General features: G+C 58.9%; 20 protein-coding genes. 19 read left to right on the forward strand and 1 reads right to left on the reverse strand.

Annotated elements, in window-relative coordinates; genetic code table 11:
* Nucleotides 1-161 precede the first annotated feature (161 nt).
* The 16 genes from EII30_RS00175 to dapF all read left to right on the forward strand — a co-directional run bounded on the left by EII30_RS00175 (nucleotide 162) and on the right by dapF (nucleotide 18,059).
* Nucleotides 162-1,736 (forward strand): APC family permease, encoded by a 1,575-nt coding sequence (locus EII30_RS00175; protein WP_124885320.1) that lies wholly within the window; start codon nucleotides 162-164, stop codon nucleotides 1,734-1,736.
* A 125-nt stretch (nucleotides 1,737-1,861) separates the two neighbouring features.
* Nucleotides 1,862-2,668, forward strand: coding sequence for a thymidylate synthase (locus tag EII30_RS00180; RefSeq protein ID WP_124885321.1), 807 nt, complete (start codon nucleotides 1,862-1,864; stop codon nucleotides 2,666-2,668).
* A gap of 12 nt (nucleotides 2,669-2,680) precedes the next feature.
* The gene (locus EII30_RS00185; protein ID WP_124885322.1) at nucleotides 2,681-3,238 is read left to right on the forward strand and encodes a dihydrofolate reductase; all 558 of its coding nucleotides are present in this window, start codon (nucleotides 2,681-2,683) and stop codon (nucleotides 3,236-3,238) included.
* A 25-nt stretch (nucleotides 3,239-3,263) separates the two neighbouring features.
* Nucleotides 3,264-4,241 carry a 4-hydroxy-tetrahydrodipicolinate synthase gene (gene dapA / locus EII30_RS00190; RefSeq protein WP_124885467.1) on the forward strand — a complete coding sequence of 326 codons (978 nt, stop codon included), beginning with the start codon at nucleotides 3,264-3,266 and terminating at the stop codon, nucleotides 4,239-4,241.
* A gap of 82 nt (nucleotides 4,242-4,323) precedes the next feature.
* Complete coding sequence (locus tag EII30_RS00195) at nucleotides 4,324-6,000, forward strand: ribonuclease J (RefSeq protein WP_255409807.1); 1,677 nt, start codon at nucleotides 4,324-4,326, stop codon at nucleotides 5,998-6,000.
* Between the two features lie 5 nt (nucleotides 6,001-6,005).
* Entirely contained in the window at nucleotides 6,006-7,613 is a 1,608-nt protein-coding gene (gene murJ / locus EII30_RS00200) for a murein biosynthesis integral membrane protein MurJ (RefSeq protein WP_124885323.1), read from the forward strand.
* 8 nt (nucleotides 7,614-7,621) lie between these two features.
* Nucleotides 7,622-8,656: a peptidoglycan bridge formation glycyltransferase FemA/FemB family protein gene (locus tag EII30_RS00205; protein ID WP_124885324.1), complete on the forward strand. Its 1,035-nt coding sequence runs from the start codon at nucleotides 7,622-7,624 to the stop codon at nucleotides 8,654-8,656.
* Nucleotides 8,657-8,741: 85 nt separating this feature from the next.
* Complete coding sequence (locus EII30_RS00210; protein WP_233569213.1) at nucleotides 8,742-11,864, forward strand: DNA translocase FtsK; 3,123 nt, start codon at nucleotides 8,742-8,744, stop codon at nucleotides 11,862-11,864.
* A gap of 10 nt (nucleotides 11,865-11,874) precedes the next feature.
* Complete coding sequence (gene pgsA / locus EII30_RS00215) at nucleotides 11,875-12,453, forward strand: CDP-diacylglycerol--glycerol-3-phosphate 3-phosphatidyltransferase (RefSeq protein ID WP_124885325.1); 579 nt, start codon at nucleotides 11,875-11,877, stop codon at nucleotides 12,451-12,453.
* Nucleotides 12,437-13,039, forward strand: a complete 603-nt coding sequence (locus tag EII30_RS00220; protein ID WP_370266754.1) for a CinA family protein — start codon at nucleotides 12,437-12,439, stop codon at nucleotides 13,037-13,039. The genes pgsA and EII30_RS00220 overlap by 17 nt, the downstream gene beginning before the upstream one ends.
* 169 nt (nucleotides 13,040-13,208) lie before the next feature.
* On the forward strand, nucleotides 13,209-13,535 hold the full coding sequence (locus EII30_RS00225) for a helix-turn-helix domain-containing protein (RefSeq protein ID WP_124885326.1): 327 nt from the start codon (nucleotides 13,209-13,211) through the stop codon (nucleotides 13,533-13,535).
* 72 nt (nucleotides 13,536-13,607) lie between these two features.
* On the forward strand, nucleotides 13,608-13,829 hold the full coding sequence (locus EII30_RS00230; protein WP_124885327.1) for a DUF3046 domain-containing protein: 222 nt from the start codon (nucleotides 13,608-13,610) through the stop codon (nucleotides 13,827-13,829).
* 358 nt (nucleotides 13,830-14,187) lie between these two features.
* A complete protein-coding gene (recA, locus tag EII30_RS00235; RefSeq protein WP_124885470.1) occupies nucleotides 14,188-15,267 on the forward strand; it encodes a recombinase RecA in 1,080 nt (359 codons plus the stop codon).
* Nucleotides 15,268-15,269: 2 nt separating this feature from the next.
* A complete protein-coding gene (locus tag EII30_RS00240; RefSeq protein ID WP_124885328.1) occupies nucleotides 15,270-16,061 on the forward strand; it encodes a regulatory protein RecX in 792 nt (263 codons plus the stop codon).
* An 8-nt stretch (nucleotides 16,062-16,069) separates the two neighbouring features.
* Nucleotides 16,070-17,167 carry a tRNA (adenosine(37)-N6)-dimethylallyltransferase MiaA gene (gene miaA, locus EII30_RS00245; protein WP_124885329.1) on the forward strand — a complete coding sequence of 366 codons (1,098 nt, stop codon included), beginning with the start codon at nucleotides 16,070-16,072 and terminating at the stop codon, nucleotides 17,165-17,167.
* A 7-nt stretch (nucleotides 17,168-17,174) separates the two neighbouring features.
* Entirely contained in the window at nucleotides 17,175-18,059 is an 885-nt protein-coding gene (gene dapF, locus EII30_RS00250) for a diaminopimelate epimerase (RefSeq protein ID WP_124885330.1), read from the forward strand.
* 18 nt (nucleotides 18,060-18,077) lie between these two features.
* On the opposite strand, the gene EII30_RS00255 is transcribed toward dapF, so the two are convergent.
* The gene (locus EII30_RS00255) at nucleotides 18,078-18,686 is read right to left on the reverse strand and encodes a class I SAM-dependent methyltransferase (protein ID WP_124885331.1); all 609 of its coding nucleotides are present in this window, start codon (nucleotides 18,684-18,686) and stop codon (nucleotides 18,078-18,080) included.
* A gap of 83 nt (nucleotides 18,687-18,769) precedes the next feature.
* On the opposite strand from EII30_RS00255, the gene hflX reads away from it, so the two are divergent.
* The 3 genes from hflX to EII30_RS00270 all read left to right on the forward strand — a co-directional run bounded on the left by hflX (nucleotide 18,770) and on the right by EII30_RS00270 (nucleotide 23,942).
* Nucleotides 18,770-20,326: a GTPase HflX gene (gene hflX, locus EII30_RS00260; protein WP_124885332.1), complete on the forward strand. Its 1,557-nt coding sequence runs from the start codon at nucleotides 18,770-18,772 to the stop codon at nucleotides 20,324-20,326.
* A 163-nt stretch (nucleotides 20,327-20,489) separates the two neighbouring features.
* Entirely contained in the window at nucleotides 20,490-22,790 is a 2,301-nt protein-coding gene (gene metE / locus EII30_RS00265) for a 5-methyltetrahydropteroyltriglutamate--homocysteine S-methyltransferase (RefSeq protein ID WP_124885333.1), read from the forward strand.
* Entirely contained in the window at nucleotides 22,791-23,942 is a 1,152-nt protein-coding gene (locus EII30_RS00270) for a hypothetical protein (RefSeq protein ID WP_124885334.1), read from the forward strand.
* Nucleotides 23,943-23,960 lie beyond the last annotated feature (18 nt).

The raw sequence follows: 23,960 nt of genomic DNA on the forward strand, positions 1-23,960 counted from the left end.
TTTAATCGCTTTTGTGGATCCGGCACCCATCTTTGCCGCTTCTCTCGATGAGCTCTTGACCACAGGCGTAATATAGTTATCGCTAGACCGCTGGGTGCACGGATGCGCCCTCGCCCAGGGGCTCTCCTGGGAAGCGATTTGTCCCAGATAGAAAGAGCTTTATGTCTAACATAAATCCTCCAACGCGAGCGCTGGATTCCGTAACCGGTATGAGCCGTAAAGGCCTCGGTAAGGGAACGATCGGTGTATTTGGCGCGATTGTGGTTGGTTTCTCTGTTTGTGCGCCCGCCTACACGCTGACGGCGGCTGTTGGGCCGGCAGCGAGCGAGGTGGGTTTGCAAACCCCGGCGATCTTCCTGATGGGCTTCATCCCGATGCTGCTGGTTGCGCTCGGCTACCGTGCCCTGAACGACGCAATGCCTGACTCCGGAACCTCCTTCACCTGGGCGACCCGCGCCTTTGGTCCGTGGATCGGCTGGATGACCGGCTGGGGTCTGATCGCGGCAACCGTGCTGGTGCTCTCAAACCTCGCGGGTATCGCCGTTGAGTTCCTCTTCCAGGTGATCGCGGAGATTGCCGGTAACGCCGAGATTGCGTCGCTGTCAGAGAACGTCTTTATTAACATTGCGGTGTGTCTCGGCTTTATGCTGCTCGCCACCTGGATCTCTTACCGCGGTATGACATCCACCAAGGTTTTCCAGTACGCAACCGTGATCTTCCAGTTCTTTGCGCTGGTGTGGTTCATCGTTGCCATGTTTATTGGATCCGCGAATCCAAACAACACCGAGGCTCTCACCCCTGAGCTGTCATGGTTCAACCCGTTCGAGGTTGACAGCTTCAGCGCCTTCGCCGCGGGTATCGCCGTTTCCATCTTCGTGTACTGGGGCTGGGACACCGTTTTGACAATGGGTGAGGAGACAAAAGAGTCACGCGGCCGCATGTCAACCGCGAGCAAGGCCTCGATTGTGCTGGTGCTGCTGATTGTCTGCCTCTACGTTCTGACCGCAACCGCAACCGTCGCGTTCGCCGGAATCGGTGACGGCCCAACCGGTCTTAACAACCCAGACATTCAGGAGAACGTGTTTGCGGCGCTTGCGCACCCGGTTATGGGACCGTTTGCGATTGTGCTGTTCGTTGCGATTCTGGTGTCGGCGATGGCGTCCATTAACTCAACCGCGATCTCACCGGCCCGTACCCTGCTGGCGATGTCCCACTACGGTGCGCTGCCGCAGAGCCTGAAGAAGATCCACCCGAAGTACAAGTCCCCTTATGTGGCACTGCTTGCCTCATCGATTGTTGCGTCAGTGTTCTACGCGATTATGCGCTTCATCAGCGAGGACGTGCTCTGGGACACCATCACCTCACTGGGTATTATGGTGTGCTTCTACTACGGTTTCACAGCGCTCTCAAGCGCCTGGTACTTCCGCACAACCGCGTTTAAGCAGGGCATTGGCGCTGCGCTCAACAAGGTTATTCTGCCGGGTATCGGCGGCGTTGTGCTGATTATTGTGTTCGTGCAGACCATCGTTGACAGCATCGACCCGGAGTTCGGCTCCGGCAGCCAGGTGTTCGGTGTTGGCCTCGTGTTCGTGCTCGGCCTGACCGTGATGCTGATCGGTGTTGTGCTGATGCTCGTGCAGGCGAAGGTTGCGCCGGGCTTCTTCCGCGGTCAAACGTTGAAGCGCGGTGACGACACCCAGACCGTAACCGTTTTCGATGACGGGCTTGAGGGGTAGGCGCCTAGCCGCTGACAAATCCCACTGACGCGACGGGGCACTCACTGCTGGGTGCCCCGTTGTCGTCTCTTAGCCAGCCCGCTCGCTGTGTTAACCCAGGTAATCCTGAGCTAGAATTAAATGCTATGACTGAATCAGTACCGACACCCTACGAAGATCTGCTGCGAGAGGTTTTAGAGACCGGAACCGCTAAAGACGATCGCACCGGGACGGGCACACGCAGTGTGTTTGGTCGCCAAATCCGCTTCAACCTCGCCGACAGTTTCCCGCTGATCACAACCAAGCGGGTGCACTTCAAATCCGTTGTCGCCGAGCTTTTGTGGTTCTTGCGCGGCGACTCAAACACCCGCTACCTCACCGAGAACGGTGTCACTATCTGGGATGAGTGGGCGGACGAAAACGGCGAGCTCGGTCCCGTCTACGGGGTGCAGTGGCGCAGCTGGCCAACACCGGACGGCGGCCACATCGACCAGATCAGTGAGCTGCTAAAAAACCTCAGGGCGGATCCGGATTCGCGCCGCCACATTGTCTCCGCCTGGAATGTTGCCGACCTCGGCAAAATGGCGCTCGCGCCCTGCCACGCCTTCTTCCAGTTTTATGTTGCCGACGGGAAACTCTCCTGCCAGCTCTATCAGCGCTCAGCGGATCTCTTTCTCGGTGTGCCGTTCAACATCGCGAGCTACTCACTGCTGACGCTGATGATCGCAAAACAGCTGGGGCTTGAGCCGGGCGAGTTTATTTGGACGGGCGGTGACTGCCACATCTACGACAACCACGTCGAACAGGTAAAGACGCAGCTGGAGCGGGATCCATACCCCTACCCGGGCATTGATATTGCAGACTGTGACTCGCTGTTTGACTACGAGATTACCGACTTCACGCTCGTTAACTACCAGCACCACCCCGGCATTAAAGCGCCCGTTGCTGTTTAAGCAGGTTTGCGGATGGTGCTTGATTTTCAAACAGAGCTTGAGTCGCTGCCCAGGCCCGCTCCCGCGAGGCTCGGCGTTATTTGGGCGCAGGGCAGCTGCGACGGGAGGCCCGGTGCGATCGGCTATCAGGGCCAGATGCCCTGGCACGTGCCCGAGGATCTGCGCTGGTTTCAACGGGTGACAAGCGGGATGCCGGTGATTATGGGGCGCCGCACCTGGGAGTCACTGCCGGTAAAGTTTCGTCCACTGCCAAATCGCACGAACCTGATTGTGTCACGGCAGCTGGCGGATCCGCCCCACCCCGATGCGAGGGTGTGCGGCTCACTGGCTGAGGCGCTGGCCGCCGTGGACGACACCCCGGTGTGGGTTATCGGCGGCGGGCAGCTGTATCGTGAGGCAGTGACGCACGCCGACACCGCGGTGATAACAGACTTTCAACTGGAAGTTGCAAACGCAGACACTTTTGCACCGCAGCTTCCGGAGAGTGCCTGGCAAAAAACCTGGCAGAGCAAACAATATAAGTCGCGCACTGGAGTGCCGTTCAGCTTCTCCAGCTGGCAGCGGCGGTAAGGTTGATACCGTGGGAACTACAGAACTGAGCAGCAAAGAAAACCCGTTCGGGCAGGTTCTTGTGGCGCTTGTGACACCGTTTGACAGCGCCGGAGAGGTTGACTGGGAGGCGACCGAGCGTCACATCGACAGGTGCATCTCAAACGGCGCAGACGGCATTGTTGTAACCGGCACAACCGGTGAAACCTCAACCCTCACCGACCCGGAGAAGCTCAAGCTTGTGTCGCTCGCGAAATCGGTTTCTGGCGGTCGGGCAAAGATTATCACCGGTGGCGGATCCAACGAGACCGCGCACGCGATTGAGCTCTACCGCGCCAGTGAGAAACTCGGCGCTGACGGTGTGATGATCGTCACCCCGTACTACAACAAACCAACCCAGGCTGGTCTGCTGACGCACTTTAGGCTTGTCGCTGACGCAACCGATCTGCCGGTTATTCTCTACGATATTCCGGGCAGGACCGGTGTGCCGATCGCCTACGAGACGATTATTCGGCTCGCGAAACACCCGAACATTCTCGCGGTGAAGGACGCGAAGGGTGATTTTAGTCAGGTCAGCCGGGTTTTGAACCAGACCGATCTGCTCTACTTCTCGGGCGATGACGCGAACGTGCTGCCGCACCTGTCAATCGGTGCCGCGGGCCTGATCGGTGTCACCGCTAACCTGGTTGCTGAGCCCTACCGTGTTATAGTTGATGCGGTGAACCGCGGTGACCTACACACCGCACAACAGATGCACCGCAAACTTGAACCGCTGGTGAGAGCCGTGATGACCCACGTTCCGGGCACGGTTTCAGCAAAGTATATTCTGCACGGTCTTGGCAGAATCTCAAGCCCTCGCGTCCGGCTGCCACTGGTTGGCCCGGAGGAGTGGGAGGCAGCAGCAATTGAGGCCGACCTTGACCTGGTAAAAGACCTTCCGGGCATTGATTTCTCAAACTTCCGGCCTGACCGTAACGCCGCAGCGGGCGGTGCCCTGCCGAAGATCGCAGGAACCACACGCTAGTTTTCCGGCGCTGCATAACTGCTTGCTGTGACACGAATTTTTAACATAGGAGGTGCCGTTGATCGGCGCAGAAACAGCAGATATTGAAACAGAGGTGCTGCCTCCGCAGCTAGCACCCGAAACACTTCGGATCACCCCGCTCGGTGGTCTCGGCGAGGTCGGCCGCAACATGACCGTTTTCGAGTATCAGGGTAAACTCCTGATCGTGGACTGTGGTGTGCTCTTCCCGGAGGTTGAGCAGCCCGGAGTTGACCTGATCCTCCCGGATATAACCCTGCTCGATGACCGACTGAACGACATTGTCGGCATTGTGTTAACCCACGGCCACGAGGATCATATCGGCGGTGTGCCATACCTGTTAAAGCGGCGCGCCAACATTCCGCTCTACGGCTCACAGCTGACGCTCGCGCTGGTTTCCGCGAAGTGTAAAGAGCACCGCATTAACCCGGTGCTGCACTTTGTGAGCGAGGGTGATCGCGTCCAGATTGACGAGTTCGACTGTGAGTTCGTTGCCGTTAACCACTCGATCCCTGACGCGCTGGCTGTCGCGATCCGCACCCGGGCTGGCCTGGTGCTTGCAACCGGTGATTTTAAGATGGATCAGCTGCCGCTTGACGGCAGAATCACCGACCTACGCACCTTCGCCCGGCTGGGTGAGGAGGGCGTTGACCTGTTTATGGCGGACAGCACCAACGCTGACGTGCCCGGATTCACCCCGCTCGAAAAGGATATCGGGCCGGTGATTGAGCAGGTGATTGCGCGCACCCGCGGAAAGGTGGTTGTTGCGAGCTTCTCAAGCCACGTACACCGGGTGCAGCAGGTGCTTGACGCGGCGGTTGCGAACGGCCGCAAGGTTGTGCTGCTGGGGCGCTCGATGGTCCGCAACATGGGTATTGCGGCGGAGCTTGGCTACCTGGATGTGCCGGACAATATCTTCGTCAGCCTGAAAGACGCGGCGAGCATCCCCGACCAGTACCTGGTTTACATGTCAACCGGTTCACAGGGTGAGCCGATGGCGGTGCTGTCGCGGATGGCGAAACGCAACCACCAGGTTGAGCTCGGCAAATCCGACACCGTGATTCTCGCGTCAAGCCTGATCCCGGGCAACGAGAACGCGGTTTTCCGTGTGATTGACGGGCTGATGCGGCTCGGCGCGAAGGTTGTGCACAAGGGTAACGCCAAGGTGCACGTCTCCGGTCACGCCGCCGCCGGTGAGCTGCTCTACTGCTACAACATTATTCAGCCGCGCAACGCGATGCCGATTCACGGCGAGTTCCGGCATCTGGTTGCAAACGCGAGCCTCGCGATTGAGACGGGTCTGCCAGCGGAGCGAACCATTATCGCCCACAACGGCACCGTTGTTGATCTGAAAGACGGTCTCGCCGAGATTGTTGGGCAGCTCGATGTTGGTTCACTCTACGTTGACGGCTCCAGTGTCGGCAAGGTCACAGACGACGACCTCTACGACAGGCGTGTGCTCGGCTCGGAGGGCTTCATCTCGGTTATCACCGTTGTCTCTAAACAGAGCGGCCAGATTGTTTCCGGCCCTGACGTGCACGCGAAGGGCGTTGCCGAGGACGATCACGTGTTTGACACAATCAAACCGAAGATCGCGTCGGCTGTGCAGGAGGCGCTGCTAAACGGCGAGCGCGACAAGGAGCGGCTGCAGAAGATTATGCGCCGCACCCTCGGTCGCTGGGTTGGCACGAAGCTGCGCCGCCGCGCAATGATTGTTCCGGTTATTGTTGAGGTTGACTAACCAGAATGGCTGGGGGACTGTTACGCGCTAGCACGGTTATGGCGTCCGGCACGATGGTGTCGCGCGTCCTCGGTGTTGTGAAAGCGGCGCTGCTCGCGGCCGCAATCGGCTCGGTCGGTGCCGAGTACGCTGACGCTTTCAACAACGCTAACCTGCTGCCGAACACGCTCTACACCCTGCTAATGGGTGGTATGTTAAACGCCGTGCTGGTGCCGCAGATTGTGAAGGCGATGCAAAACCGGGACGGTGGCCGCGGCTACATTAACAAGCTCGTCACCATGTGCTGCACGGTGCTGTTTATTGTCACCGCGATCGCGATGCTCGCCGCACCGTTCCTGGTGTGGATGACCGCGGTCACCTGGGACGCAGACAAGCTCGCGCTCGCAACCGCTTTCGCCTACTGGTGTCTGCCGCAGATTATTTTCTACGGCCTCTACACGGTGCTCGGCGAGGTTTTGAACGCGAAGAGCGTTTTCGGTCCGTTCACCTGGTCACCGGTTGTTAACAACATTGTCGCGATTATCGGCATTGTCGTGTTCATCGTGATTTTCGGGGCGGATCCGCAGGGTCAGCGCGATATTCACGATCTGAACCAGATGGCGGTCGCGGTGCTCGGTGGAACCGCAACCCTCGGCGTTGTGCTGCAGGCGCTGATCCTGTTCGTTTCTTGGCGGCGGGCGGGGATCCGCTTCACCCCCGATTTTGCGTGGCGCGGTATGGGGCTTGGCCAGACCGTCAGGATCGCGGGTTGGTCGCTGGCGACGATTGTGATTATGCAGATCGGCGGCTATTTCGGGTCGAACGTGGTGGCGCTCGGCAGCGGTGTCGGGCCGTCAAACAGCGCGATGAACAACGTCTGGCTGATCTTTATGATGCCGCACTCGGTTATCGCAATCTCCCTCGCAACCGCCTACTTTACAAGGCTTTCACACTTCGGGCAGAGCGGGCAGCTGCGCGAGTTCCGCAACGATTTTTCGGCGTCGGTGAGGCAGGTGTCGCTGATTATGGTGCTCGCCGCCGGGGCCGCTTTTGCCGGTGCTCCGTATGTTTCCAGGATTATCAATTTCGGCGCAACACAGCTGCAGGTTGAACAGTTCGCGCTCGTCTTAAAGGCGTACCTGATCTCGCTCGCCGCCTACAGTTTCCTGTCGATTGTGCAGCGCGCGTTCTATGCGCTGAGTGACACCCGCACCCCGTTTTTGTTCACCGCCGTGCAGATGGCGATTGTGATAGCGCTGTCACTGCTGCTGTTTAGTGCGCCGCCGGAGTATGTTGGCGCCCTGTTCGCGCTCGTCTGGTCGCTTGCAACGCTTGTGCAGACGGTGCTCGCAACGCTGCTTTTGCGGCGCAAAATCGGCTCAATCGACGGCACTCGCATCCTCCGAAGCGTTGCCCGCTACGTCATCGCTGCTGTCCCGGCCGCGGCCGTTGGGGTGTTAATTGCCCAGCTGCTTAGTCCGTGGCTTGGTGGATCCGCCCTGCCCGCGATTCTCGGGTTGCTGCTCGTGGGCGTTGTTGTCGCGGTTGTTTACCTGGCGCTGCTGGTGCTTTTGCGCTCGCCGGAGCTGAATGAGATTGTTGGTTTTATTAAGCAGAAAATCCGAAGGACCTAGGAAGATTCATGGTTTTAGACGAGCAGCGTTTCAGCGTCTCCGTTTGCCAGGACGCTAACGAGTGGGACCGGCTGGTTAACCAGCTTGGCGGGCATCCGCTGCAGCTGTGGGGCTGGGGTGAACTGAAACGGAAATACGGCTGGGGCGCAACCCGCCTAATCGTTAGCAGTGGCACCGGTGAAACCGTCGCGGTCTGCCAGCTTTTGCACAAGCCACTGCCCGGCCCCCTCGCCGACTATGTGTATGCGCCGCGCGGCCCGGTGTTTCTGCGCGACTGCGTCGACGCAGAGCAGCTCGCAGCGGATCCAACCCCCGCCGCCGTTGCTGACGCAATTGCCGAGTATGTTGTGAAGCAGCAGGGTGCGATCGCCGTCGCCTTCGAGCCTGACGAGGAGCAGGGCACGCTAACGCTGGGGCAGAAGTGGCGTCAAACCGCGCAGGCTGTGCTGCCACCGGAGACGCTCGTGCTGGATCTGCGAAACACCCCGGAGCAGCTGCTTGGTGAGATGAGTAAAAAACACCGGCAGTACATCCGCAAGTCGGAGCGGGAACCGGGTTTAACCGTTAGACCGGTGGAAACGCTGGAGGAGCTGCGACGCTGCCTGGAGATTTACCGGACCACGAGTGAGCGAGCGGGCTTTGATCTGCGCACCGACTCATACTACGAGGACGTGTTTACGCTGCTCGGTGACGGCGCACCCGTGTGGGCGAGCTACTACGAGGATGAACCGGTTGCGTTCCTGTTTATGGCGAAGTCGCGCCGCGTTGCCTTCGAACTCTACGGGGGCATGAACGAAACCGGTCAGCGGCTGCGCGCCAACTACGCGCTGAAGTGGCATGTGATTCAGTGGATGCGGGAGCAGGGCGTAACCCGTTACGACTTCGGCGGTCTGGTTGAAGGAGGTGTTACAACCTTTAAGAAGGGCTTTGCTAAGCACCTTAACCAGCTGGTTGGCACGTTCGACTACCCGGGCAGGGGATACCTGCTGTGGAGCAAGGGGCTGCCGCTGGCGAAGCGGGTTGCGAAGAAGCTTGGGCGGTAGCAAAACGGTTTAGTTTTTACTGAAAATCTCGGCGCACCGCCGCCCGCTGGAACAAAATGTCCGCCGCCTCGCGTAGCCTATATGTATGGCATCTTCTAGTTCGTCGCGCTCTAAAAAGGGCAGAAACGCAAAAACCGGCTCCCGGTCGCAGACTCGGGGCAGCGCTTCCGCGAGCGCAAAAACCACCAAGATGCCCGAGACCGGTGCGCACAGCGCACACTCCGGGGAGATTGCCTCAAACCTCTGGCTGAGTATGGCGCACGGCGTTGGTGCGGTTGCGCGCGCGTTTCGTGTTGAGAAGCTTGATAACGCCGATCGCCGGGATGGTTTCCCGTTCCTGCTGTTTCTGCTGGGTGTTGCGGGAATCGTTTTCGAGTGGTTCCTGCTGTCGCAGGACTGGGCTAGACAGGTTAGTGCCTGGAGCCTCGGCGGTATGTTCGGTAGGCTTTCGTTTGCGCTGCCGGTGCTGCTGATCGGCTTTGCGCTGTGGCTGTTTAACAAACCGTCAAGCCTGCACGATAATCGCCGCATCGCAATCGGTTTAACGCTGTTCCTGTTCTCAAGCGCCGGTATAGCGCACGTTCTCGGCGGTAGTCCGCAGCCGAAAGCGGGAATGCCGGAGCTTGCTCGCGCCGGCGGTTTGGTCGGCTGGGTGTTTGGTCAGCCGGTGACCCCGCTAACGGTCTGGGGTGCCATCCCAATCCTTAGCGTGCTCGTCTTTTTGGCGATTCTAATCACCACAAAAACCCCGCCGACCCGTATTTTTGCGCGCCTGAAAGAGGCGTGGGCGTGGCTGTTTGGGATGCCGTCACAGAGCGCAGACGCTGCCGCGGGCGACACAGCTGGCGGCGCAGTCGGTGAGCAGGCGGGCAGCGGTGACAAGCGTCGCGGCAGGGCAGACATCGGCGACACCCTGTTTGGTGACTTCGAAACAAGCGACTCCGGCGCGCTGTTCGGTGACGCCGATGACGCGGGCGGCAGGGGCCGAAAGAACCGCCGCCGCAAGGGCAAATCAACCGTGCTGTTTGACGCCGACGCCTTCGCCGACTCCGGTGCCATCCCAACCGACCAGCTGCCGTGGTGGCGCAAGGGCGGTGAACGGGAAGATACTCCTGACATGGTTGCGCCAGGCATCGACGGTGTGAATGAGCTGCTGCAACCAACCCCGACAGACTATGCAGGTGACCGGCCGTTTGATAACCCGCTAGCGGTTGAGGGCGAGGCTCCCGGATCCGCAGCGGGTGAGCTGGGTGGTGATATCACAGCGGATCTTGACCGCGCTGAGGCCGCCCTCGGGCGTTCAGCGGGTGGATCCGCGCTGCCCGCCGCCCCCGGTCTGCTCGACGACAGCGCCCCCGTGGGCCAGTTTGGTCCCGCCTCGCTCAACGACACCTCAACCGCGATCAGTGAGCCAGCGGGCGCTGACGATGTGGCGGTGCAGGCGGCGAGCTACACGCTGCCTGGCTCCCAGATTCTTGGAGCGGGTGAGCCAGCAAAAACCCACACGGCAGCAAACGACGAGATTATTGCGGCGATTGACGAGGTTTTCCAGCAGTTTAAGGTTGAGGCGAAGGTTATTGGTTTTTCGCGCGGCCCAACGGTTACCCAGTATGAAGTTGCGGTTGGCCCCGGCACCAAGGTAGAGAAGGTGACCGCGCTCGCGAAGAACATCTCCTACGCCGTTGCCTCAAACGAGGTTAGTATTCTCTCGCCGATCCCCGGCAAAAAAGCGATCGGTATTGAGATCCCGAACAAGGATCGCGAGAATGTTGCGCTCGGTGATGTGCTCCGCTCCGACAAGGCGCAGCACTCCGCGCACCCGCTGACAATCGGTGTCGGCAAAGACGTTGAGGGCGGTTTTGTTGTCGCCAACCTCGCGAAGATGCCGCACCTCTTGGTTGCCGGTTCAACCGGCTCCGGTAAATCAAGCTTCATCAACTCGATGATCACAAGCCTGCTGATGCGCGCAACCCCGGCAGAGGTGCGGATGGTGCTGGTGGATCCGAAGCGGGTTGAGCTCACCAACTACCAGGGTGTGCCGCACCTGATTACGCCGATCATCACCAACCCGAAGAAAGCCGCCGAGGCGCTGCAGTGGGTTGTGAAAGAAATGGACATGCGATACAACGACCTTGAAAGCTTCGGCTTCAAGCACGTTGACGACTTCAACAAGGCGGTACGCGAGGGCTCCATCCAGTTGCCACCGGGTAGTGAGCGCAAACTAAAACCGTACCCGTACCTGCTCACCGTAGTTGACGAGCTCGCCGACCTGATGATGGTCGCGCCACGCGATGTAGAAGACTCGATTGTGCGGATCACACAGCTCGCCCGCGCGGCCGGAATCCACCTGGTGCTCGCAACCCAGCGCCCATCCGTTGACGTTGTTACCGGCCTGATTAAAGCGAACGTGCCAAGCCGACTCGCCTTCGCGGTTGCATCGGTGACTGACTCGCGCGTGATCCTAGACCAGGCGGGGGCTGACAAGCTCATTGGCCAGGGTGACGGGCTGTTTTTGCCGATGGGAGCGAGCAACCCGATTCGCGTGCAGGGTGCCTGGGTAACCGAGGGTGAGATTAAACGTGTTGTTGAACACGTGAAAGCGCAGGCTCGCCCCGAGTACCGTAAGGATATTGAGCAGGTTGCGCAGAAGAAAGAGATCGACTCCGACATCGGGGACGACCTGGACGTGCTGCTCGCGGCGGTCGAGCTGGTGGTTAACTCACAGTTCGGCTCCACCTCAATGCTGCAGCGTAAACTGCGTGTCGGTTTCGCCAAGGCTGGTAGGCTAATGGACCTGATGGAGTCACGTGACATTGTTGGCCCGTCCGAGGGATCTAAGGCGCGTGACGTACTCGTCACACCCGAGCAGCTGCCGGAGATCCTCGCGAGACTGCGTGGTGAGGATCCGCCAGCCCCCGCCGCGCCACCGGCGCAGCCCGCAGCACCGCCCGCCGGTCTCTCACAGCAGGGATACGCTGCATCGCCGGCACCCGAGGCCGGCCTGCCACAGGCGCAGGCTCCCGCCGAGCAGTTTGCGCAGGGCGTCGATGCTGACCCGTTTGCGGTGACGGCTAAACACGACGACGGCTTTGGTGATCCGAGTTATGACGACCCGATCGCCCAGTATCAAAACAGTCTGCCCGAGGTTGAAGCTGAGGCCTCGGAGGACGCCTGGCAGCTAACCGGCAGAGACGATAACTCCTACTAGCGAGAACAAAATGTTTAACCGAGAAGCCCTAAACCTGCCAAACGCGATCACGATTGTGCGGATCCTCGCAACCCCCTTCGTGCTTTGGATGCTGATCGCAGACAACGGCCAGATGACCTGGCTGGGGTGGGCAGCGGCGATCCTGTTCACCCTGTTTATGGCAACCGACGCGCTCGATGGCTACCTCGCCAGGTCACGCGGCCTTATCACCGACCTTGGCAAACTGCTCGACCCGATCGCCGACAAGTTCCTCACCGGCGGGGCACTGGTTGCGCTCTCAATCCTCGGCGAGCTGCCCTGGTATGTCACCGTGATCGTGCTCGTGCGGGAGATCGGGATCACAGTTCACCGGCTTGTTGCCGCCCACCACACAGTGATTGCGGCAGCGATCCTGGGCAAACTAAAAACCGTTGCGCAGTCCATCGCGATTCCGCTCGCGGTAATTCCGCACCAGCAGATCCTCGGCGACTGGTCAAACTGGCTGAACATCATCACCATGACGGTTGCGGTTTTGCTGACCATCATCAGCGGCATCGACTACATAATCGGCTACGTTAGAGGCAGGCGCCAGAGTGACGGAACCGCCTAACACCCAAACCCCCGCTTTCTCGCAGTCAACCCAGCCTGAGCTCCCTGAGTCTGCTCCCGCTGTCGTCAGACCTGTCTCCGAGGTGGATCCCGCTGCCGCGAAACTGATCGCTGAGCTGACAGCCGCCGGGCACAGCCTCGCAACCGCGGAGTCCCTAACCGGCGGCCTGCTAGCTGCAACGCTGGTCTCTGTTCCCGGCGCATCCAGTGTTTTCGCCGGCGGTATTATCGCCTACGACACCCGCCTGAAAGAGCAGCTGCTCGGAGTCTCGGGGGAGCTGCTCGCAGCTGAGGGGCCGGTCGCAGAGCAGGTGGCGCTGCAGATGGCGAGCGGTGTGCGGATGCGCTGCGCCGTCACAGACACCCCCTGTGATATTGGTGTAGCAACAACCGGTGTTGCCGGACCCGACCCGGATCCACAAACCGGACAGCCTCCTGGAACCGTGTGGATAGCGGTCGACTACAGGGGACAGCGGGAGGCTAAACGGCTGCGACTATCGGGGGATCGGATGCGGATCCGCCAAGAAACCGTGGCGGCAGCCTTACAGCTTATTTCTGCTCAATACTCAGCTGATCCGCAGCTCTAACGCCACAATAACGCTAGAATTGATAATAACTTGAGTCGAGCAGACTCAAATTTTTCGGGTTTGTTTTGCTTCCCTGCATGACGGGGAATAAAATAATCCCGAAACTGTTTAATTGTTGGTGAGTGTGACGCTTAAGTTAAAGATGTGACGCCGCGAGAAGGAGAAACTCATGTTATTAATTCGTCAAGAGCTTGGCGACGTGCTGCGTGATTTTCGTCAGCAGCGTGGACACACCCTCCGCAAGGTTGCCGGAGACGCGAGTGTTGCGCTCGGCTACCTGAGCGAGGTTGAACGCGGTCAGAAAGAGGTTTCAAGCGAGATCCTCGGCTCGGTTGCTGAGGCGCTTGAGGTGCCGCTGTCCGTTATTATGGGTGAGCTGTCGCAGCGGCTAGCTGTTTTGGAGGGTGTTGAGTCGCAGCTTTCGCCAAAGGTGCCAGACACCGTGCCAACCGAGCTCGTTGCCGACTACGGTTCAGAGTACGCGCTGCGTGCTTAACTAAGGCACTGTGCGGCGGCGGGGCTGATCCGCGCCGCGCAGGCTTTGACTACTTGAAACGCAGAGTGTGGAGTGAAACACAGCGAGTTTAACAGGGCTGTCGCCGAGCAGTTTGGGGAGCGCTACGCAACTGTGCTGTTGCGAGACCACTGGCTCGTCAGGTTTTCTGCAACCCCCGCTGAGGCGCTCGCGAGCGGGGCGGATCCGTGCGAGGTGTGGCTGGCTCTCTGTGATGACTTCGATGTTCCCGCCGCCGACCGCTACGGCAGGGGGCTGTTGAATCCTGAACGCTAGCCGCTATTAGGCACGCTCCCAGGCGGGTTTTTAGCGCAACACTGTTTTCCCAATCAGCGTGTTGTTCGAAGATCTTTTCGAAGTGCTGTATTGTTGTTAACAGGCTGCTAGTGAGGGTGTGGTTTTCCACCGTTTGACGTAATTGGTACCAAAATGTCCCACGGTGTAACTAGATTCTAATTAGCGCCGATGCCCTGTCAGTGCAAACAATCAAATACTCGTTACGGAGCTGGTTTATCATCCCTCACGGTTAAACCCGGGAGGCTGAGTTTCTAAAAAGCGAGTGCTTGGTTGTTCCACTCGGACAGCCTGTGGGCGGCAACCTGTGATGCTCTGTGTCACCGATACGAAAGGATTAATCGTGAGCAACAAGAATCGCATTAAATCGCTTGAATCAGCGCTAGCTGAGATCGATAAAGAGTTCGGCAAGGGCGCAATTATGCGTCTTGGCGAGGAGAATCGGCCACCGGTTGAGGTTATTCCAACCGGTTCTATCACCCTTGACGCGGCGCTCGGAATTGGCGGCTTACCGCGCGGTCGTATTATTGAAATTTACGGGCCTGAATCATCGGGTAAAACAACCCTGACCCTGCACGCTATTGCGAACGCTCAGCGGGGAGGCGGAATCGCCGCGTTTATTGATGCAGAGCACGCGCTTGATCCTGTTTACGCGCAGAAGCTCGGGGTTAACATTGACGAGCTGCTTGTTTCACAGCCAGACACTGGTGAGCAGGCGCTTGAGATCGCAGATATGCTGATCCGTTCGGGAGCTGTTGACCTGGTGGTTATCGACTCGGTTGCGGCGCTTGTTCCCGCAGCCGAGCTTGAGGGTGACATGGGTGACTCACACGTTGGTTTGCAGGCGCGACTGATGTCACAGGCGCTGCGTAAACTAACCGGTGGGCTAAACAACACCAAAACCACCTGCATCTTCATTAACCAGCTGCGTGAAAAAGTCGGTGTGTTCTTCGGCAGCCCAGAGACAACCGCCGGCGGCAAGGCACTGAAGTTTTACGCATCTGTGCGACTCGATATTAGGCGGGTGCAAACCCTGAAAGACGGTCAGAACGCGGTTGGTAACAGAACCCGCGTGAAGGTTGTGAAAAACAAGATGGCGCCGCCTTTTAAGCAGGCAGAGTTTGACATCATCTACGGCGAGGGAATCTCACGTGAGGGATCACTGATCGACCTCGGAGTTGAAGAGGGAATTATTAAGAAGAGCGGTGCCTGGTTCACCTACAACGGAGACCAGCTCGGTCAGGGCATGGAGAAGGCGCGCAACTTCCTGAAAACCAACGAGGCTGTTGCAACCGAGATTGAGCAGAAGATTCTGATCAAACTAGGAATCATCGCAGACCCAGACGCCTCCGCAGACGACACCGCTGCCGCCGACCAAGCTGCTGCGACAGACGCTCCAGCGGTTAAGGTTGCTGCATAGCGATGGCTGTGAGGTTCACACCGAGCGATCCGGTCAAAACAAGCGTGCCGGATCGCTCGAACCTCGCCGAGGTAATAGACCTGCGAAGCAGGCTACTAGACCAGGGTGAAACACAGCAGCCGGCCGTGACTAGACAGGCAAAAATCCTAGAGCTAAAAACAGCGCTTGAAACCCCAAAGTTGGGCGCTGATAAAACGGCAACCAATTCAGCCGGAGAAGATCCTGTGGACAGCGATGCCGCGCAACAAGAAGTGCTCAGCGCAGCAAAGAAAGCCCTCGCGAAAAAACAACTGTCGTCGGCAGAACTGGAAAAGACACTAACCGCAAAAGAGTTTGATCCGGATCTCATTGCAACGGTTATCGCAGAGTTTGAGACAAGAAACTACCTAAACGACGCCGACCTTGCGAAGCGGTTGAGTGAAAAGCTGCGGAGCCAAAAAGGGTACAGCAGAGCACAGATCAGCCAGAAACTGCGGGCTAGGCTGCTGCCCCCAGCGGTAATCGCCGAGGTGACAGAACAGCTTGACCAGCAGGACGAAACAGAGCTGCTGGTGAAAGCGGCCAGCGACCGTGCAGCGAAACTAAAACAGTTAGACTACCAGACAGCTGAACGACGACTGCTCTCATACCTCGCAAGACGAGGCTGGTCAGGCCAGCAGGTATACGAAACAGTAAAACAGGCGCTTGCAGAAGCAGGCATCACCACCAGCGGTGAAACGCGCGGCAGCTCGCGGGTAAAAACCACCGGCAGCTCGAGGGCAAAAGCCAACGGCAGAACCCCCAGGTTTCGTTAGGCGCAGCCATGACATCAGCAACCAACACAATAGCTGACACAGCATCTGCGTTGCGCGGCAGCAACAAAACACCCGGAGAGTTTCTCGCAGAGAAAGCAATCACCAGGGCAAAGGCGAGATTCGTTGAAAGCGCCCAGGCGCAGGCTAGCGTGCAGCAGCAGATAGCAAACAACAACCGGCTGATAGTGATAGTCGGAGCAACCGGAACCGGAAAAAGCGCCCTCGCAATAAACCTGGCAAAACTGCTTCGCGAGTACGGCAAGAACGCGGAGATAATCAGCTGCGACGCCTCACAGCTCTACCGCGGAATGGACATTGCAACAGCGAAACTGAGCAGCGAAGAACTCCGGGAGGTGCCCCACCACCTGATCGACGTGCTCGACGTCACAGCAGAAGCAAGCGTTGCCGCATATCAGCAACAGGCAAGAGAGATAATCCGAGAACTACAGGCAAACAACACCGTTCCCATCCTCGTCGGAGGCAGCGGACTATACGTAAACTCGACGGTGTTTGAGATGCAGCTCGGGCAGACGGATCCGCAGCTGAGAACAGAGCTGGAAAATCTGTTTAATAGCGGTGGAATTACCGCACTGTGTGAACGATTAAAGCGCACAGACCCAGCTGCCGAGGCTGCTATTGACACCCTCAATCCACGCCGAGTAATCAGAGCAATTGAGGTTAAAGAACTAACTGGCGAATCAATCACTGCGCAGCTGCCGAGCGCACCGAAACCGGTTTTTGACCAGGTTATTTTCGGGGTGCACGAGGAGCGTGAAACACTCGTTAAACGATTAGATGAGCGAGTTGAAGAGTTTTGGCGGCGAGGATTACTGACCGAGGCAGCGAAACTGCTTGAGCAGGGGATCCAGCAGTCAAAAACCGCGAGTCGTGCAATCGGGTACGCTCAGGCAGTCCGGCAGCTCGCCGGAGAAATAACAGAGCGGGAGGCGATCGCTGAAACACAACAGCTGACGCGCAGATACTCCCGAAAACAGGTGAGTTGGTTTAAGCGACTGCCCGCTGTAACATGGATAACTACCGCGCAAAGCCAGCAGCGTCAGACACAGTTGGCACTGCTAGACACCTGGTTGCGCCAAGGCGAATGAGAGCACAATGACCCAGCTAGACTTTAAAAAAGGACACGGCACCGGAAACGATTTTGTGCTGCTCACAGACCCCGAGAACAGCAACCCGCTGACCGCGAAACAGATCGCGTGGCTGTGTAACCGGCACACAGGAATCGGCGCAGACGGACTAATCAGAGCAGTCCGCACAAAACACCACCCCGACACCGCAGAGATCGCGGCAGAATATCCCGAAGCAGAGTGGTTCATGGACTACTACAACGCCGATGGATCCATCGCAGAAATGTGCGGAAACGGAGTGCGAGTTTACGTGCACTACCTGATAACCGAGGGACTCATCACGCCACAAGACAGACGAGAAACCCTTGCGATAGCAACCAGAGCTGGCGTAAAAGACGTGCTCGTCGGCGCAGCAGGCTACAGTGTTGACCTCGGCAGGTGGAAACTAGCGGGCGGCCGCAGCGTAGTCGCCCAGGGAATAGACGGCAGCGCAGAAACAGTTGAAATCGACCTCGGTAACCCGCACAGTGTCGCAAAACTCGACAATCCACAGCAGCTAGAGACACTAAACCTCAATGAAACACCGAAGCTAACACCTGAACCAGCAACGGGCAGTAACATCGAGTTCGTTGTCGCGGAGGATCCGCTCATCAACGACGGAGTCGGCCAGATCAGAATGCGTGTACATGAGCGCGGAGTAGGGGAAACCCTCTCCTGCGGAACCGGCGCGGTTGCGGCAGCCCTCGCATACCGTCACATCGGCGGCGCAGAAATGCCACACAACTGGCGAGTCACCGTCCCCGGCGGCACACTCGGCGTGCGCATGTTCCCAACCGAAGAGGGAGAACACGTCTCACTCAGCGGACCAGCCACAATCGTTTACAGCGGCACCGTCGAGGTACCCGCCGTGTAAAAGACAGAGCCCTCTCGGCTAAGCGGTTCTTAACACCCGGATAACGTGAAAGCCCTTATCCCGCGCGAAACGGCTGACCTGAAAACCGTCAGTGAACGACTCAGCAAGCCACCGCTCAAACGATTCAGCGCCAAGCTTCTTCGCGACAACCAAGAACGCTGAACCGCCAACCGAAAGCCTCGGCAGCCAGGTGAGCATCAGCTCGTGCAGCACCTTTTTGCCAACCCTGATCGGTGGATTAGAGCGGATCTCAGCAAAACTCAGATCGGTGGGAACCTGATCCGCGAAACAGGCAGTGACATTATTGAGTCCGAGCAGATCAGCGTTCTGGCGGGTTAGAGAAAGAGCCCGCTCATTCACGTCAACACCCCAAACACGCAAGTCCCGAGAACGGAGCGCAGCATCCAGTGAGATAGTGCCCCAGCCGCAGCCGATATCCAAAAGATCACCGGTCGCGGGGGGATCAGGCAGGTGTTTCAGAAGCACGGCGGTGCCGCGATCCACCCCGGAGCCGCTAAACACGCCACCAGCAACCAGCACCTCGGCCGCTTGGCCGCCGAGGGTAACGCTCAGACGCTTCGACTCAGACGGGGAAGAAGGCGAGGCAGAAAAATAATGATCACTCACCCCATAAGCCTACTAAAAACCGGCGGATGAGTTGAAAAACCAAGCACACTCACAAAAACGAAAATAGTAGAATTGGAGAACAGATGGAAGAATACACAAAAAACAGCGAAGCGGCCGACGAGACGGTAGACGAGACAGTAGACGAAACAACCGAACTTCTGCAGAAGATTAAGCAGCGGCAGGGCGGCGGAGCCCACGTGATCCGCGACGGGAAGGCGCAGGCGCTCGGCGACGAGGTCTATGACGAGCTCGGCGAGCAGGACGTTGATATTGCGCTGGAGCGTGAGGAGCGAGCCGGAATGCGGCGAGTTCCCGGCCTGTCAACCGAGCTTGAAGACATTAGCGAGGTTGAATACCGCCAGCTGCAGCTAGAAAATGTAGTGCTGATCGGAGTTTACACACAGGGGTCGCTGGTTGATGCGGAGAATTCGCTGCGGGAGCTCGCGGCGCTGGTTGAGACCGCCGGTGCGAAGGTGCTGGACGGTTTGCTGCAGCGGCGACCCCACCCGGATCCAGCAACCTACATCGGTCGGGGTAAAACCGCTGAGCTGCGAGACCTGGTTATGGCGCTCGGGGCTGACACGGTTGTTGCCGACTCGGAGCTTGCACCGAGCCAGCGACGAGCGCTGGAGGACGCGGTGAAGGTTAAAGTGATTGACCGGACGGCGGTGATCCTCGATATTTTCAGCCAGCACGCGAAAAGCCGCGAGGGTAAAGCCCAGGTTGAACTGGCGCAGCTCGAATACCTGCTGCCGCGTCTGCGCGGTTGGGGTCACTCAATGTCCCGGCAGGCGGGTGGTCAGGTTGGATCCGGCGGTGCCGGTATGGGATCGCGCGGCCCCGGTGAAACAAAGATCGAACTTGATCGCAGACGCATTAACAACCGCATGGCGAAGCTGCGGCGGGAGATTGCCGCGATGGCGCCCGCGCGTGAAACCAAGCGCGCAAACCGGAAACGCGGCGCTGTTCCGACGGTCGCGATTGTCGGATACACCAACGCCGGCAAATCGAGCCTGCTAAACCACCTAACCGGTGCGGGACTGCTCGTGCAAAACCAGCTGTTTGCGACCCTCGACACAACCGTTCGGGCGGCGCAGAGCGCTGACGGCAGACAGTTCACCTACGTTGACACGGTCGGGTTCGTGAGAAGCCTGCCGCACCAGCTCGTTGAGGCGTTTAGATCCACCTTCGAGGAGGCCGCTGCGAGCGATGTTATTTTGCACGTTGTTGACGGATCCCACCCCGACCCCGCATCGCAGTTGAAGGTTGTGCGCGAGGTGCTCGGTGAGGTTGAGGCGCAGCATATCCCCGAGATTGTTGTGTTTAATAAGGCGGATCTAATCACCGACAATCAACGCCTGGTACTGATGGGGCTTGCTCCGGGCTGCGTGTTCGTCTCCGCCAAAACGGGTGAGGGAATCAGCCAGTTGCGCGCCATCGTTGATGCTGCACTGCCGAGTCTGGGGGCGGAGGTGACCGCGGTTATCCCGTTTGATCGGGGAGATTTGGTTACTGAGCTGCACGAGCGCAACCGGGTGAAAACGGTTGAGTATCTGCCGGAGGGAACCCGGATTACGGCTGACGTGTGTGAGGCAACGCTCGCAAAACTCACCGACTATACAATCGAAACCAGTGAATAGTTTAAGGGTGATACGCCATGGCAGCACGGCAGCGGGTCTGCCTGCGCGGTGAGCTGCTGTGGCGGGCAAACCGGGCTGTTGCCGCGTAATAATCCGCAACAATGTGGCGCTGAAACACGAAACAATATATCTTCTTCTAGTAACCAATTTTGAGAGGACTTAAATGTCAGCACTAATTTCAGGAACAATTCTTGGATACCCGAGGCTTGGCCGTCGCCGTGAACTGAAGCGCGCGATCGAGGCTTTCTGGGCGGGCAAGATTGACGAGGCAGAGCTTCGTAACACCGCTAAAGAGCTGCGCGCCGCCACACGGGAGCACATTAAGGCTGAGGGCCTGACCGCTGACAGCAGCGTGCCCGAGAGCTTCAGCTGGTACGACCAGGTGCTTGACGCAGCCCTCCTGGTTGGCGCAACCTCTCCGCGCTTCGCTGACGTTTCCGGTACCTGGCTAGAGAAGTACTTCGCGCTGGCTCGCGGCACCGACAAGCTGCAGCCGCTCGAGATGACCAAGTGGTTTGACACCAACTACCACTACAGCGTGCCAGAGATCACCCTCGATACCCCGTTCAAGGCTGACTCCTCTGAGCTTGTGAAGCAGCTCGGCGAGGCGAAAGAGCAGGGCATTGTCACCCGTCCAGTAATCGTTGGACCGGTTACTTTCCTGGCGCTTGCAAAAGCCGCTGAGGGTGAAAAAGCCTGTTTCGAGCCGCTCAACAGGCTCGACGAACTTGTTGATGTTTACGCGCAGATCCTCGGCGAGCTGGCGGCAGCGGGTGCTCAGTGGGTGCAGCTCGATGAGCCGGCGCTGGTGAGTGATTCACTGCGCCTGCCAAAGAGCGAGCTGCTCGAGTTCGCGGCTAAGGCTTATGAGCGCCTCGGCGGTCTGACCGCTCGTCCACAGATCCTGCTGACAACCCCTTACGGCGACTCAAGCTACGCGCTGCCGAAGCTCGCAACCCTCCCGGTTGAGGCTGTGCAGGTGGATCTGGTGCGCGGCAAACTCCCTGAGCTTGACGCTGAGCTGGTTAAGAACTTCGAGGGCAAGCAGCTGCTCGCGGGTGTTGTTGACGGCCGTAACATCTGGCGCACCGACCTGCGTGCTGCGTTTGAGACTCTTGAGCGGATCCGTGAGGCGGGCATCAGCGTTGCTCCGGCGACCGGTGTTAGCCTGCAGCACGTTCCTCATGATGTGCGCGAGGAGACCAAGCTGGATGAGCGCCTGCGCTCATGGCTGGCGTTTGCGGACCAGAAGATTGCACAGATTGTTGTGCTGAGCCGTGGTCTTGCCGAGGGTGGTGAGGCTATTGAGGCTGAGCTCGCGGAGAATGACGCGATCCTCGCCGACCGCGCAGCAGCTCCGGGCGTGAAGGTTGACGCTGTCCGCCAGCGTGTAGCCGCTGTTACCGCAGCGGATCGCAACCGTTCCGCTGAGCAGCAGCGCCGTGACGCACAGGAAGCGCTCGGGATCCCGAACCTCGCAACCACCACAATTGGATCATTCCCGCAGACCGGCGAGATCCGCAAGGCGCGTGCCGCTTTCAACCGCGGTGAGATCGACCAGGCCGCATACGACGAGTTCCTGCGCGCCGAGATTAAGAGCGTTATCGACCTGCAGAACGAGATCGGCATTGACGTGCTCGTGCACGGTGAGGCCGAGCGTAACGACATGGTGCAGTACTTTGCCGAGAACCTTGACGGTTTCGCTGTCACCGAGCACGGCTGGGTGCAGTCATACGGCACCCGCGCAACCCGCCCATCAATCCTGTGGGGTGATGTTACCCGCCAGGCACCGATCACCGTTGAGTGGTCAAAGTACGCGCAGTCACTGACCGACAAGTTTGTGAAGGGTATGCTCACCGGCCCGGTAACCATTCTCGCCTGGTCATTCGTGCGTGACGATCAGCCGCTTGCCGATACCGCCGAGCAGGTTGCTTTGGCGCTGCGCGATGAGATTGCGGATCTCGCTGCCGCTGGTATTAAGATCATCCAGGTTGATGAGCCTGCGCTGCGTGAGCTGCTGCCGCTCGAAAAAGAGAAGCAGCCTAGCTACCTTGAGTGGTCAGTTGGTGCGTTCCGTCTCGCAACCGCTGGTGCGGCGGATGATGTGCAGATCCACACCCACCTGTGCTACAGCGAGTTCGGTGAGATCATTGACGCGGTTAACGGACTGGACGCTGACGTGACCAGCATCGAGGCCGCCCGAAGCCGCATGGACGTTGTTGAGCCACTCGGTGATGCCGGATACTCTCGCGGTATCGGCCCGGGTGTTTACGACATCCACACAACCCGCATCCCAAGCCAGGAAGAGATTGCTGAGCTGCTGCGGATCGCGGTTGCTAGGATCCCGGCAAAACAGCTGTGGGTAAACCCTGACTGTGGCCTCAAAACCCGTGGATACAACGAGACTATTGAGAGCCTCAAGAACCTGGTTGCCGCCGCTCAGGAAGTGCGGGCGGAAAACTAAATGTCAACCAGACTCGGTTGGTTTGAGTTAGAGTCTGGGCAGCTGCCAACAGAACCTGTTGGGTCGCTGCCCAGGCCGGCTCGGCTGCAGCACGCTGTGTTAGCGCAGCTCGCTGGCAGCATTGACGAGGCGGATCTGCAGCAGGAATACGACGCCGCTGTAAAAGACACCGTTGATCGTTTTGTTGCAACCGGGTCACCGATTATCACCGACGGCGAGCAGCGCCGCAACAGTTTTGCGAGCTACCCGGTTGCGCCGGGCACCGCAACCGCCAGTGAGGTGTTCGCGGTTTACGCTGACGGGCATCACAGGCTAGTTCCCAAGCTGACAACCAGTCAGCGGTTCAGTTACGCCAGTTATGCGGGCAGTGACGTTGAGTATGTGCGAAAACTCACCGACCTGCCAGTGAAAGAGGCGGTTGTCTCCCCGGCGATGCTGTCGCTGATGTATCCCGACAGCGGCCTTGACGGCTACTCTAAGGCCGAGTTTGAGGAGGATGTTATCGCCGGCAGTGCGGCGGACATTATCTCCTGTTTTGCGGCGGGAGCCAGCCGGGTACACGTTGACTTTACCGAGGGCAGGCTCGCGCTCAACCCTAACTCGCAGGTTGCCTGGGCTGGCACGGCCGCGCTGCACGGTTTTATTGAGCTGCTAAACAGGGTGCTGGACGCGATTCCTGAGCAGTATCGCCCGTTCGTTGGGGTGCACACCTGCCCTGGCAATGACCTCGACAGCTCCCACAGTCGCGACGTTGACTACGCGAAACTGCTGCCGGAACTCTTCCAGATTGAGGCGGGTTATTTCCTGGTGCAGGCTGCGGGGGAGGAGGACCCGGATCGGGTTGCGAACCTGGTCGGGCAGCAGCTGAAACAGCTTGGTGGGGCCAGGCAGCCGCGGATCCTGCTGGGCGTCACCAACCCCACCTCACCGCGTCTCGAAACCGCTGAGGAGATCGCAGACCAGCTCGTTAAGGCGTCACGCTTTATTCCCGCTGAGCTGCTCGGATCCACCGATGACTGTGGTTTTTCGCCCTACCTGGTGGACAGTAAACCGCGGCACGGATCCCCGGATTTTGCCCGGGATGTGGCGTTTGCGAAGATCGCGGCCCGGGTGCAGGGAACCGCAATCGCTTCCGAAACGCTGCTCGGTTAGTGTGTGCGAGGATAGCTT

This window comes from Leucobacter sp. OH1287, assembly GCF_003859945.1.
In the GTDB taxonomy this organism is placed as follows: Bacteria; Actinomycetota; Actinomycetes; order Actinomycetales; family Microbacteriaceae; genus Canibacter.